Origin of the sequence: Paraconexibacter sp. AEG42_29 (genome assembly GCF_040581415.1) — a bacterium.
GTDB lineage: Bacteria > Actinomycetota > Thermoleophilia > Solirubrobacterales > Solirubrobacteraceae > Paraconexibacter.
This window is the reverse complement of record NZ_CP114014.1, coordinates 2,446,333-2,459,010: the sequence shown is the minus strand read 5'-3', so window position 1 is coordinate 2,459,010 and position 12,678 is coordinate 2,446,333. Positions and strand designations below refer to the sequence as shown.

The following is a 12,678-nucleotide window of genomic DNA, read 5'->3' as shown; positions in this document are numbered from 1 at the left end:
TCACGTACAGACGTATCCCGTCTGCCGCCGCGGTCAGGTGCCGAACGCGCCGATCACGTCGATGAGGACCCGGGCCAGCACGACGACCTCATCGACCGCGACGTGCTCGTCGGTCGCGTGCGCCACGCGGATGCCCGCCGTCCCGCACATGATGGTCGGGATCCCGCGTGCGGCGAAGAGGCGCATGTCCGCCCCCCAGGGCACGCCGGCGAGCCGTCCCGCGGCGCCGGGCGGGCCGTGCGTGCGGACGGCCTCCCGCGTCAGCCGGACGAGCGGCGCGGTGGTGGCCGTCGTCGCGGCGTCGAACTGGCCGCCCGTCCAGCGCAGCTCCACGTGCTCGCCACCGGCGCCGGCCACCGCGCGTTCGACGGCAGCGCGCGCGGTGGCGACCGACTCCCCCACGCGCACCGGCGCGCGGCCCTCGAACTCCAGACGGTCGGGGACGGACGAGGACCACTCGCCGGCGCTGACCCGCCCCACGAGGATCGGGTACGGGAGGTCGAGCTGCCGCATGAGCTCGTGCTCGACGTCCGTGTTGAGCCGGGCCTCGAGCGCGTGCAACGCCGCGTGGACCGGGATGTAGCGGTCGATCGCGCTGGCGCCCTCCAGGCGATGGGCCGCGTGGGCGGCGACGCCGTGCACGACGCCGGTGAACGTGAGCGCACCCGCCTGGGCGCAGACGACGTCGAAGCCGGTCGGCTCGGTGATGATGCAGCCCGCGTAGTCCTGGTCCGCCTCGAGCGCGGCGAATGCCCCGAGGCCGCCGTCCTCCTCGGACGCGACGCCGAGCAGCGTGACGGCACAGGCCGGGGCGACACCCGCCGCGGCCATCGCGCCCATCGCGTGAAGCGCCGCGGCGAAGCCGCCCTTCATGTCGGCGCTGCCGCGGCCGTACAGCAGGCCGTCCTCGACGACGCCGCTCCACGGGGAGCCGTGGCGCCAGGGCGCGGTGCCGGGACCGACGACGTCGAGGTGCGCGCAGAGGGCCAGGACGGGCGCGTCGACCGTGCGGCCCGGCAGTCGTGCCGTCAGGCCGAGGAGCTCGTCGCGCTGCGCCTCCTCCCCCGGGTGGTCCGGGTGGGCACGCAGCGCCGCGAGATCGTGTTCGCGGACGGCGACACCGGTCAGGCCCGCCGCACGGGCCTGCGCCGCGGCGGCCTCGATCACCTGCCGCTCGTCGCCCGTCACGCTGGGCGTGCGGACGAGGTGCTGCAGGTCGGCGATCAGCTGCTGCGGGTCGAGCGCGGCCTGCGCCGCGACGGCCTCGGCGCCGGACGCCACGCCGCCTCAGCCGCCGGAGGACCGGATGCCGTCAGTGACGCTGGGCGTCACCGACGACATCGCGTTCGCAGCGGACCCGGTCCTCACGCCGTCGCCTAGGGCGTGGAGAGGAGCGCGGCGCGCTCGTCGGCGTCGCCGGCCTGCGCGACGGCCTGTGCCTTGTGGACCGCGCTCGTCACCGCGCGGGCGTAGGCGGTGCCGGCCGCCTGGATGATGTCGGTGGCGACCGCCTGGCCGGCACCGGTGACGCGCTCGCCCTTGAGCACCCCGTCGAAGTCGGCCTTGATCGCCGCCGCGGGATCGCCGAGCTCGACGACGACGCTGGCCTCACCGAGGGCGTCCTGCCCGCCGGTGACGGCGTCCACCCGGAACTCACGCAGCCGTGCGTCGACCCCGGTCGCCGCGTTGATGGCGCGGAAGATCGCGTCGATCGGGCCATCCCCGGTGAACCGCCCCTCGACGATCTCGCCGTCGGGCGTCTTCACCGCGACCGTCGCGTGCGGCGGTCGGCGGGACGAGGCCTCGACGTCGAACCACTCGAGCGTGTAGCCGCTGATCTCGTCGCGCAGCTCGTCGGTGACGAGCGCCTCGAGGTCCATCGCGGTGACCTGCTTCTTCTTGTCCGCGATCTCCTTGAACTTCTTGAAGGCCGTGTTCAGGGTCGCGCCGTCGATCGTGAAGCCGAGGTCCTGCAGCGCCTGCTTGAGGGCGGCGCGGCCGGAGTGCTTGCCGAGCACGATCGAGTTCGCGTCCAGGCCGATCGAGCGGGCGTCCATGATCTCGTACGTCTCGCGGTGCTTCAGGACGCCGTCCTGGTGGATCCCCGACTCGTGCGCGAACGCGTTGCGCCCGATGATCGCCTTGTTCGGCTGGACGGCGTAGCCGGTGAGGCGGCTGACCAGGCGGCTGGTGCGCGCGATCTCGGTCGTCGTGACGTTCGTGTGGAGGCCGACGCTCGAGCCGCGGGTGTGCAGCAGCATCACCATCTCCTCGAGGGCGGCGTTGCCCGCGCGCTCCCCGATGCCGTTGATGGCCGTCTCGACCTGCCGCGCGCCCGCCTGGACGCCCGCGAACGAGTTGGCGACCGCGAGGCCGAGGTCGTTGTGGCAATGCACCGAGAGGACGGCCTTGCGCAGGTCGGGGACGAGCTCGTAGAGCCGCGCCAGGAAGGCCGCGTACTCGTCGGGCATCGTGTAGCCGACGGTGTCGGGGACGTTGATCGTCGTCGCCCCCTCGTCGAGCGCGATCTGCAGCACCTCGGCGGTGAACTCCACGTCGGCGCGGGTTGCGTCCATCGGGGAGAACTCGACGTCCGCGCAGAGCGCCTTGGCCTGGGCCACCGACGCCCGGGCCAGGCCCTTGACGTCTTCGCGCGTGGACATCAGCTGGTGCTCGATGTGGATGTCCGACGTCGACAGGAACGTGTGGATCCGAGGTCGCTCGCTGTCGCGGATCGCCTCCCACGCGCGATCGATGTCGGCCGCGTTGGCACGAGCAAGGCCGCAGATCACCGGGCCGTGGACCTGCCGCGCGATCGCCTGGACGGCCTCGAAGTCGCCCGGCGAGGCGATCGGGAAGCCGGCCTCGATGATGTCGACGTTCAGGCGCGCGAGCTGCTGCGCGATCTCGAGCTTCTCGGCCGTGTTCAGCGAGATGCCGGGCGACTGCTCCCCGTCGCGGAGGGTCGTGTCGAAGATCAGTACTGCGTCGCTGCTCGGGGTGGTGCTCATGTCGTCACGGTGCCTTTCGGGCGTTGTCCTTCGGTGTCTTCTCCAGTGGTTTCGCGGCTTCAGGCGGCCGCCACGCGCTGATTGATTCCCCTAGCGGGGAAGGAGGAGAAGCAGCGAAAGGAGCGGCCGGCGCGACATGCTCGGAAATCCTAGCATCGCGGTTCAGGGGACGAGCACGACTTTTCCGACGTTGCGGCGCTCGGTGATGATGCGGTGCGCCTCGCCCGCGTCGGTGAACGGCACGGCGTCCGACACGACGGGCTCGATCGTCCCGTCCTCGATCAGCTCGAGCAGCGGGGTCACCCACGGCTCCAGCGTGCCGCGGTCCTTCCAGAGGGTCAGCATGTTCAGGCCGATGACCGTCTTGGACTCCTGCATCTGGTCCATGAGGTTGAAACCGCGGACCATCCTGAGCGCCTGGGGCGCGGCGGTCCGGAGCGAGCGCTTCTCCCCGTTGACCACCGATGACGCCCCGAAGGCGACGACCCGTCCCCCGGCGCGCAGCTGCTTGTAGCTGCGGCGGAGGGACTCGCCCCCGACGGCGTCCATGATCAGGTCGAAGGACGGCAGCCCCTTCTCCCAGCCCTTCCGCGTGTAGTCGAGCGGATGCTGGACGCCGAAGCCGCGGATGGCGTCGTGCTTGTGCGGCGACGCGGTCCCCCACACCTCGGCGCCGGCCTTGCGGGCGATCTGCGTCGCCGCGATGCCGACGCCGCCTGCCGCCGCGTGCAGCAGGACGCGGTCCCCCTCGCGCAGGCTGCCGTAGCCGACCAGGCCCGCCCACGCGGTCGCGTAGTTGACCGGGATCGCGGCGCCCTGCTCGAAGGTCAGCCGGTCCGGGAGGGGGACGACGTCGGCCGCCGGGACGACGACCTGCTCGGCGTAGCCGCCGAACTGGGTGCCGGCCATGACGCGGTCGCCCACCTTGGCGCTCGTCACGCCGTCCCCGACCTGGGCGACGGTTCCGCTGACCTCGTAGCCGACGACGGACGGCGTCTTCGGCGCGTCCGGATACACCCCGAGCCGGGCCATGATGTCGGCGAAGTTGACGCCCGCCGCGGCGACCTGCACCCGGACCTGGCCCGGACCGCAGATCGGGTTCGGGCGCTCCTGGACCTGGAGGACGTCGTAGGAGCCGGGCTGGGTGATGACGACGACGCGCATGCGCTGAAACCTATCCGCCTGCGCGTCGCCCGTGGACTGCTCAGTCGGGGGCGCGGACGACGAGGACCGGCCGGTCGCTGAGGTGCAGCAGGCGGGTCGGCGTCGATCCGACGAGGGCGCTCTTGAGCGGGCGCTCTCCGTAGGAGCCGACGACGATGTAGCGCGCGTCCTGCTCCTGCGCCGCGGCGATCAGGCCCTCGGCGGGGTCGGCCTTCAGGAAGCCGGTCGTCACCTCCGCCCCCTTGGCCGCCGCATGGTGCTTGCCGCGCTCGAGCACGGTGTGCCCGCGTTCGGCGATCGCCTCGTCGAGATCGCGCAGCTCACCGCCCAGCCGCGGCGCCGCGAAGGCGAAGACGAGGTGGACGGTGGCGTCGAGCTCACCGGCGAGCACCAGCGCCTCGTCGAGGGCGGCGACCGCCCCGTCCGTTCCGTCGTAGCCGACCACGAGGACCGTCATGACTGGAAGTCCTTCGCGGTGACCCGCGCGCCGAGGGCCGGGTCTACCGGTGAGGTCTTGCGCCGGAAGAACTCCGGGTTGCTCCGGTACTGCAGCCCCATCAGGACGAGGCCCATGATGATCATCACCATCGTGATGACGACCGGCGAGCCGATGCCGAGGAACGGCTTGGCGTAGCCGCCCTCGACCTTGGAGTAGTCGATCGTCGCCTTGACGAAGATGTAGGCCAGGATCGTCGCGCCCAGGCCGGGCAGGAACGCGAGGAAGAGGAAGTTCCGCGCGCTGGTGAAGAGATGGTGGCGGTAGAACCACACGCACGCGGCGCCGGTGAGCCCGTAGTAGAAGGCAATCGTCATCGACAGCGACGTGAAGGCGTCGGCGATCAGGTTCTCGCTCGTGAGCTGCAGGAACGCGAACACGGCGATCGACACCGCGCCCATCCAGATCGTCGAGTCGGACGGCGTCATGTACCGCTTGTGGACGCGGCCGAAGTTCGACGGGAGGGCTTTCTTCCGGGCCATCGAGAGCGACGATCTGGTGGCCGGCAGGATCGTCGTCTGCGTCGACGCCGACGCGGACGTGAGCACCGCGATGATGAGCAGCTTGTCGAGCGGGGACCCCAGGACGTCCTTGGCGATCGGTGCGAACACGTCGTCCTGGTTGTCGACCAGCGACTGCGTCCCCCCGAACGCCTGCGCCGCGGCGGCGACCACGACGTAGATCCCGAGCAGGATGAACGTCGACAAGACGGCTGCCTTGCCGGACGAGGACGCGCCGTCCTCGGTCTCCTCGTTGACCGAGACCGCCGAGTCCCAGCCCCAGTAGATGAAGATCGCGAGCAGCACGCCGCCCGCGAGAGCGCTGGTCGAGGAGATCTCCAGCGGGTTGAACCAGGAGAACTGCGGCTTGATCGCGCCCTCGGGATCGGAGGTGTAGACCTTCACCAGCGCGACCGCGGCGAACAGGAACAGAGTGAGGAACTCCATCGCGAGCAGCGCCTGCTGGACCCGCGCCGACAGCTCGATCCCGATGTAGCAGATGAGCGTCATCACGAAGATCCAGGCGATGCCGATCGCGAGGACGACGCCGATGGCAGGGTCCGTGTAGCCGAAGAGGTCGCAGGAGTAGATCGCGGCGATCGACGCGAGGCTCGGCATGACGAGGACGTCGGCCACGATCACGGCCCAGCCGGACATCCAGCCGATCCGCGGCCCCATCGCGGTGCTCACCCAGGAGAACGTCGTTCCGCAGTCGGGGTCCGCGCGGTTGAGGTAGTTGTACGCGGCCGCGATGCAGCCCATGGGGATGAACGCGATGAGGATGACCGCCGGCGCCTGCAGGCCGATGCCCTGGATGGCGACGATGAAGCCGAGCGTCGCGGCCAGGCTGTAGCCGGGTGCCGTGGACGCGACCGCGATGACGACGCCGGAGATGTAGCTGATGGCGCCGGCCTTGAGGCCCTTGTCACCGGCGGCGTCGCCGAGCCCGGTGACCGGGTCCTTCACCACGGATGCTGCTTCCACGCTGGCCTCGCTCCCCGTAATGGTCTGGAACGCCGACCTTACGTGCCACGCTGTCTGCGGGACAACAACAACGTGTCCTACATCGCCCGGGGAGTCTTGTACGCAGCGGCTATCCGGCAGCCGCTGCCCGCGGGCGCCGCGCTCTCAGGACAGCGCGCGCGTGAGAGCGCGTCGGGCACGCCGCCGATGCGTCACCGCCGCGGATGGCCGTGGGCCGTCGCCGATCGCGGGCGGGGACGGGAGCCGCCCGTCGTTGTGGTCCTCCACGAGGGCCGCGACGGTGTCCTGCGAGCAGCCCTTGTTCGTGCCGATGAAGCCGCTCGGACCGCGCTTGATCCAGCCGACCACGTAGGTCCCGGGGACGGCGGCCCCGGTCGCCGGGTCGACGACGCGACCGTCCTGGTTCGGGACGATGCCGGCGGCGTCGTCGAACGGCAGCCCGCCGAGCGGGACGCCGCGGTAGCCGATCGATGTGACGAGCAGCCCGGCGTCGATCGTCTCGTGCTCGCCGGTACCGACGACGGCACCGCGCTCGTCGACGGTCGTGCGCTCGAAGGTCATGGCCTCGACACGGCCGTCGCCGCGGACCGCGGCGGGCGCGAGGTTGTAGCGCAGGGTGATCCGACGCGGGGAGCCCGTGTGCGGGGGCAGGCCGCGCAGCAACTCGATCTTCGGGTCGCCGGCGGCGGCAGCAGCGAGCTCCTGCGGGTCGACCGCGAGCGCCACCCCCGGGGAGGCGACCAGGCCGACGAGCTCCGGCAGGGTGAACGCGGAGTGGGCCGGCCCGCGGCGGGCGGCGACGACGACCTCCTCGATGCGGCTCCCGCGCAGCGCCTCCAGGGCGGCCGGGGCGATGTCCGATCCGGCCAGCGTGTCTGGATCGACCGTCAGGATCCGGGCGATGTCGAGGGCGACGTTGCCGTTGCCGACGACGACGGCCCGCCGATGGGAGAGGTCGATCGTCCGGCCCGCGTGGTCCGGGTGGCCGTTGTACCAGCCGACCAGCGCGGTCGCCGGGATCGCCCCGGGAAGCTCGGCGCCGGGAACCTGCAGGCGCCGGTCGGTGGCTGCGCCCACGGCGTAGATCACCGCGTGATGGCCGGCCAGCAGCTCGTCGTGGGTCACGTCACGGCCGACCTGCACGCCGTAGTGCATGGTGAGCCCCGGGTGCCGCCGGATCTGCTCGAACTGCCGGCTGACCCGCCGTGTGCGGCGGTGATCGGGCGCGACTCCGGTGCGCACGAGCCCGTCCGGGACCGGCCGGCGCTCGTAGATCGAGACCCGCAGGCCGGGGATCGTGAGCAGCTCGTCGGCCGCGTACATCGCGGCCGGGCCGGAGCCGACGATCGCCACCCGCAGCGGCTCGCCGCGGTCGCGGACACGGAGCGGCGGGCGCACCGGCGCCATCGGCGCCCGCGCGCGGGTGACGCTGTGGTACTCGGCGTTGATGCCCGCGAACGCCGTCTCGTCGGCGGTCAGCTTCGTGTGCGGCTTGATCGCATCGACCGGACAGGCGGTGACGCAGGCGCCGCAGTCGACGCACGTCACCGGATCGATGTGGAGCATCTCGGCGAGCTCGAACGCCGGATCGTCGGGCGTCGGCTGGATGCAGTTGACGGGGCACGCGAAGACACACGACCCGTCGCCGACGCACGACTGCGTGACGACGTGCGGCATCAGGCGAAGACGTCCGCGCGACGGTCGGGCTCGCCGCGGTAGCGCGACGGCTCGCCGGCGATCTGCATGCGCTTCCACACCCGGCGGCTGACGCGGTTCATCAGGCCGGTCTCGGTCGCCAGCGCGCGCATGTCGCCGAAGTAGGACGCCATGATCGCCTGCGACCGCTCGCTGCGCCAGAACGCCTCGCGGTAGACGTCCTCCGGGATGTCGAACGTCTTCTGCAGCTGCCGCGGCGACGTCATGATCTCGCCGGCGAGCCAGCGCATCGTGATCGGGAACGCGACCGAGATCACGGCGCGCTCGATCCGCCCCAGACGCGGCAGGCGCATGCGCAGGAACTCGGCGGCGAAGGAGATGTGGCGCGCCTCCTCGGCGATGTGGATCTCCATCGTCCGGAGCATGGCCGGCGGCAGGTCGACCCCCTCGCGGAGCATCGCCTTCTGGTAGTGGTCGATGGGCTCCTCTCCGGCGAGGATCCCGATCATCAGGATCACCGGCAGGTAGCCGCCGGCGAGGCCGAGCAGCGGGGCCGAGAAGCGGAACAGCGGGCGCATGCCGGGGACGTCGACGCCACCGCGATTCACGAGCTCCTGGAACATCTGGATGTGGTTGCACTCCTCCGTCATCTCGTGGAGGCAGTAGCGGAACTCCGGCGAGCCGTTCGGCAGCCCCATGGCGTAGTGCATGAGGCCGCGGATGAGGATGCTCTCGAACGCACCGCCGACCTTGATCGCGTTGAGCATCCGCCACTTGCCGATGTCGATCTGCCGGTCGAGCGGCAGCGCCTGGTACCACGCGGTCGCCCCGAGCGGGTCCAGGGTCGGCGAGAGCGTCCAGCGCGGGTCCCGCGGGTCGACCGCGAGCTCCGGGGAGTCCCACGCGATGTCCTCGTACGGGTCGAAGTGGACGTGGACCGACCCCTCGGAGAGGGTGTGCAGCATCTCCGCGTAGGCCTCTTGGCGGCTCGGGGCGGTGATCGTCGCAGGGGTCATGGCGTGCTCCTCGTGGCTCGGACGGCGCGCGAGCGCCGCGTCGAAGTTGCGTTCCACGAAGGAGCGTAGCGCGAAAGTACGGCGCTGTACATCTCTTTCCTGCCGGGGACGCTCGGCGGCGGGGATACGCGGTTGCGCGTCGTGGGGCGCCGCGGCGACGCCCCACCCGGACGACCCTGTCCCTTAGTGGCGGAACGTCACCGAGCGCCCGTCGACGAAGCCGTCGCTGGCGACCAGCTCGTCCACGACCGTCTGCGGCACCGGGCCGTCGGTCGTGATGACCATGACCGCGGCGCGGCCGTCGATCGTGTCGTCCTCGACGTGGCCGACCGCGCACGACTCGATGTTCACGCCGTGCTGCCCGAACGCCATGCCGACCCGGCCGACGATCCCGGGCTGGTCGCTGTAGCGGAACAGCGCGATGTGGTCCGACAGCTGCAGGTTGAACCGCTGGCCCCACGCCTCGAGCAGGTGCGGCCGGGCCTTGGAGCCGACGACCGTCCCGACCACACGCACGCGCTGGTCCCCGGCGACGACGCTGACGCGGACGAGGTCCGCGAAGTCGCGGGCGCTCGTGCGCTTGGTCTCCACGAGCTCGATGCCGCGCTCCTCGGCGGTGCTCAGGACGTTGACCTCGTTGAGGTCCTCCTCGGTCTTGCCGTCGAGCACGCCGAGCAGGGCCTGCAGGCCGAGCGGGCGGGTGTCGCGCTCGGCGATCCGGCCGAACTCCTCGACCTCGACGGCGTCCAGGGACGTCCCTTCGACCAGCGCCATGGCGAGCTTGCCGAGCTGGCGGGTCAGCGGGAGGAACGGCCCGAGGATCTCGAGGTCCTCCGCAGCGACGGCAGGGACGTTGACCGCGCTCGTGACGCTGCCGCCGGTGAGGGCGGCGACGACCTGCTCTGCGGCCTGGAAGCCGGCCCGGTCGGTGGCTTCTGCGGTCGAGGCGCCGAGGTGCGGCGTGACGACGACGTTCTCGCGGCCGAAGAGCGGCGACTCGGTCATCGGCTCGGTCTTGAAGACGTCGAGGGCGGCGCCGCCGACCTTGCCGGAGTCGAGCGCGGCGACCAGGTCGTCCTCGACGATCAGCGGCCCGCGGGCGACGTTCAGGATGCGGACGCCGTCCTTCATCTTCGCGAACGCCGCGGCGTTGAGCCAACCCTCGGTCTCCGGGGTCTTCGGCAGGTGGATCGTGATGAAGTCGGCGACCGCGTAGATGTCCTCGGAGGACTCGGCCTTCTCGACGCCCATCTCCTTGTAGCGCTCGGCACCGACGAACGGGTCGAACGCGATGATCTTCATGCCGAAACCCTGGGCGCGCTGCGCGACGAGCTGCCCGATGCGGCCGAAGCCGACGATCCCGAGCGTCTTGTCCATGACCTCGACGCCGCTGTACTTCGAGCGGTCCCAGCGGCCGGCGACCAGGGACGCGTGGGCCTGCGGGATGTTGCGGGCGAGAGCCAGCAGCAGGGCGACCGTGTGCTCGGCAGCGGTCACGACGTTCGACTGCGGCGCGTTGGCGACGATGATGCCGCGCTTGGTCGCGGCCGGGACGTCGACGTTGTCGACGCCGACGCCGGCGCGGCCGATGGCCTTCAGGCTCGTCGCCTCCGCGAGGAGCTCGGCGGTCAGCTTGGAGGCGCTGCGGATGAGGATGCCGTCGTACTGGCCGATCTCCTTCGCCAGCTCGCCGTCCTCCCACTTGGTCTTGACGTCGACGTCGAAGTGCTCCTTGAGCAGGTCGATGCCGGACTCGCCGATGTTCTCGGCGACGAGGACCTTGGTCATGCCTTCACCTCTGTGTCGCTGTTCTGGACCACGTAGTCGATGCAGGCGGTCAGGGCCTTGACGTCGTCGGGCTCGACGGCGGGGAACATCGCGATGCGCAGCTGGTTGCGGCCGAGCTTGCGGTACGGCTCGGTGTCGACGATGTCGTTGGCGCGCAGGGTCTTGGCGACCTGGGCGGCGTCGACGCTGTCGTCGAAGTCGATGGTGCCGACGACGAGGCTGCGGCTCTGGGCGTCGCTCACGAACGGGGTCGCGTAATCGCTGCTCTCGGCCCACCCGTACAGGTGGTCGCTGCTGGCGGTCGTCCGGCCGACGGTGAAGTCCAGGCCGCCGCCGTCGTTCATCCACTTGACCTGCTCGTTCAGCAGGAACAGCGTGGCGAGCGCGGGCGTGTTGTAGGTCTGGTTCTTGAGGCTGTTGTCCAGGGCGGTCGTCAGGCTCAGGAAGTCCGGGATCCAGCGGTCGGACGCGCCGATCCTCGCGATGCGCTCCTGGGCGGCCGGGCTCAGGAGGGCGAGCCACAGCCCGCCGTCGGCGGCGAAGCACTTCTGGGGCGCGAAGTAGTAGACGTCCGCCTCCGACGCGTCGAGCGGCAGGCCGCCGGCGCCACTGGTGGCGTCGATGACGACGAGCTGGTCGGGCGTCGCGTCCGCCGGGCGGGTGACCGGGACCATGACGCCGGTCGAGGTCTCGTTGTGGGCCCACGCGAGCACGTCGGCGCTGGCGTCGGTGGTCGGCTCGGGCGCGCCGCCCGGGTCGGCGGCGACGATGATCGGGTCGTCGAGGAAGGGCGCGTTATTCGCGCAGCTCGAGAACTTCTTGGAGAACTCGCCGAAGGTCAGGTGGAGCGAGCGCTGCTCGATGAGGCCGAACGTGGCGGCGTCCCAGAACGCGGTCGAGCCGCCGTTGCCGAGGGCGACGGTGTAGCCCTCGGGGAGCTGGAAGAGGTTGGCCAGGCCGTCGCGGACCTCGCCGACGAGGTTCTTCACGGGGGCCTGTCGATGGCTCGTCCCCATGACTTTGGCGCCCACCGTGGCGAGCGCGGTCAAGTGGCTCTGGCTGACCTTCGAGGGGCCGCAGCCGAAACGGCCGTCGGCGGGTTTGAGGTCGGCAGGGATCTGCAGGATGTCGGTGCTCGGCGCCACTGGTGCCTCCGCGGAGGTCGGGAACAGGGTGGTGCCCAGGCGCGCGGCATGTGGTTCCAACGCCCTCGCTCCCCGGTGGTGACCCACCTGACAACGCCAGTCGCGAAGGCCTGCCGGAGGATAGCGGACACCCTGCGGCATGACTGTTGCGATCCCGTTCCCGGTCGGTCTGCGGCGGCCACGGCGCCCCATACGGCCCGCCATGCCCCCCCAGCGCGTGGTGGTGGTGGTGGGCGCGGGGCCGGCGTGCCGTAGGGGTCAGCCCGAGAGGGACGACATCGGGGCGCCCCAGGTCGTCAGGGACGTCGGCGGCGGGACGCGGTAGCCGAAGTCCAGGTCCATGCCGATGTCGCCGACCGCCCACTTCGCAAACGACTCCGCGAACCGCTCCTCGCGGTCCGAGCGGCCCGCGCAGGACGGGTCCCGGTCGCCGGCAGCGCACCCGTAACCCTGCGGAACCGCCGCGTCGAGGGCCGCGGCTGTGTCGTCCGGGACGAGGAGGTGGTCGACGACGTGCGCCAGTTCGTGGAGCACGAGCCGTGTGACGCCGCGCTCGCCGAACCGGCGGCTGATGACCCCGAGGTCCAGGACGACCCGGGCCTCGCCACCCCGGATGTGGGCGACGCCGGCCGCATTGGCGGCATCTGCCGGGCCGACCTCGATGGTCACCGCGCCGTCGACGACGTCGATCAGGCGCCGTGCCTCGGGCTGCGCGCGGGCGATCGCGGCGAGGACAGCCTGCTGGTCCAGCGGATGCGTCCCCGCGGCGAAGCGCAGCCCCGCCTCGCGGGCCGGCAGCGCCGGAGCAGTCGCGGCCGCCACGCGAGCCTGGGTCCGCGGCCCGACGACTCCTACCGCGAGCAGGGCGAGGACCACCAGCAGGACAGGGGCGAGCGCGGCGCGCGACACTCCCCGCCC

The 12,678-nt window shown here is 71.4% G+C and carries 10 protein-coding genes and 1 riboswitch; all 10 genes read right to left on the bottom strand.

Annotation, left to right across the window (positions count from 1 at the left end):
* Positions 1-33 precede the first annotated feature (33 nt).
* A complete protein-coding gene (locus DSM112329_RS11890; protein ID WP_354702031.1) occupies positions 34-1,281 on the bottom strand; it encodes a M20/M25/M40 family metallo-hydrolase in 1,248 nt (415 codons plus the stop codon).
* Positions 1,282-1,376: 95 nt separating this feature from the next.
* Entirely contained in the window at positions 1,377-3,011 is a 1,635-nt protein-coding gene (locus tag DSM112329_RS11885) for a 2-isopropylmalate synthase (RefSeq protein ID WP_354702030.1), read from the bottom strand.
* Positions 3,012-3,173: 162 nt separating this feature from the next.
* On the bottom strand, positions 3,174-4,175 hold the full coding sequence (locus tag DSM112329_RS11880) for a zinc-binding dehydrogenase (RefSeq protein ID WP_354702029.1): 1,002 nt from the start codon (positions 4,173-4,175) through the stop codon (positions 3,174-3,176).
* Between the two features lie 40 nt (positions 4,176-4,215).
* Positions 4,216-4,632: a universal stress protein gene (locus DSM112329_RS11875; RefSeq protein WP_354702028.1), complete on the bottom strand. Its 417-nt coding sequence runs from the start codon at positions 4,630-4,632 to the stop codon at positions 4,216-4,218.
* Entirely contained in the window at positions 4,629-6,155 is a 1,527-nt protein-coding gene (locus DSM112329_RS11870) for an APC family permease (RefSeq protein WP_354702027.1), read from the bottom strand. The genes DSM112329_RS11875 and DSM112329_RS11870 overlap by 4 nt, the downstream gene beginning before the upstream one ends.
* Positions 6,156-6,299: 144 nt before the next feature.
* Complete coding sequence (locus DSM112329_RS11865; protein WP_354702026.1) at positions 6,300-7,832, bottom strand: FAD-dependent oxidoreductase; 1,533 nt, start codon at positions 7,830-7,832, stop codon at positions 6,300-6,302.
* On the bottom strand, positions 7,832-8,827 hold the full coding sequence (locus tag DSM112329_RS11860) for a diiron oxygenase (protein ID WP_354702475.1): 996 nt from the start codon (positions 8,825-8,827) through the stop codon (positions 7,832-7,834). Before DSM112329_RS11860 ends, DSM112329_RS11865 begins: the two co-directional genes overlap by 1 nt.
* A gap of 183 nt (positions 8,828-9,010) precedes the next feature.
* Complete coding sequence (gene serA, locus DSM112329_RS11855) at positions 9,011-10,615, bottom strand: phosphoglycerate dehydrogenase (protein WP_354702025.1); 1,605 nt, start codon at positions 10,613-10,615, stop codon at positions 9,011-9,013.
* Entirely contained in the window at positions 10,612-11,760 is a 1,149-nt protein-coding gene (gene serC / locus DSM112329_RS11850) for a phosphoserine transaminase (protein WP_354702474.1), read from the bottom strand. Before serC ends, serA begins: the two co-directional genes overlap by 4 nt.
* A gap of 26 nt (positions 11,761-11,786) precedes the next feature.
* Positions 11,787-11,874: riboswitch (ZMP/ZTP riboswitch) on the bottom strand.
* A 144-nt stretch (positions 11,875-12,018) separates the two neighbouring features.
* Entirely contained in the window at positions 12,019-12,669 is a 651-nt protein-coding gene (locus DSM112329_RS11845; protein WP_354702024.1) for a hypothetical protein, read from the bottom strand.
* Between the last annotated feature and the right edge of the window lie 9 nt (positions 12,670-12,678).

Bases quoted from the DNA above. Each gene is read 5' to 3' on its own strand.
- DSM112329_RS11875 (WP_354702028.1), bottom strand. From the start codon at position 4,632: ATGACGGTCCTCGTGGTCGGCTACGACGGAACGGACGGGGCGGTCGCC.
- DSM112329_RS11885 (WP_354702030.1), bottom strand. From the start codon at position 3,011: ATGAGCACCACCCCGAGCAGCGACGCAGTACTGATCTTCGACACGACC.
- DSM112329_RS11860 (WP_354702475.1), bottom strand. From the start codon at position 8,827: ATGACCCCTGCGACGATCACCGCCCCGAGCCGCCAAGAGGCCTACGCG.
- DSM112329_RS11880 (WP_354702029.1), bottom strand. From the start codon at position 4,175: ATGCGCGTCGTCGTCATCACCCAGCCCGGCTCCTACGACGTCCTCCAG.
- DSM112329_RS11865 (WP_354702026.1), bottom strand. From the start codon at position 7,832: ATGCCGCACGTCGTCACGCAGTCGTGCGTCGGCGACGGGTCGTGTGTC.
- serA (WP_354702025.1), bottom strand. From the start codon at position 10,615: ATGACCAAGGTCCTCGTCGCCGAGAACATCGGCGAGTCCGGCATCGAC.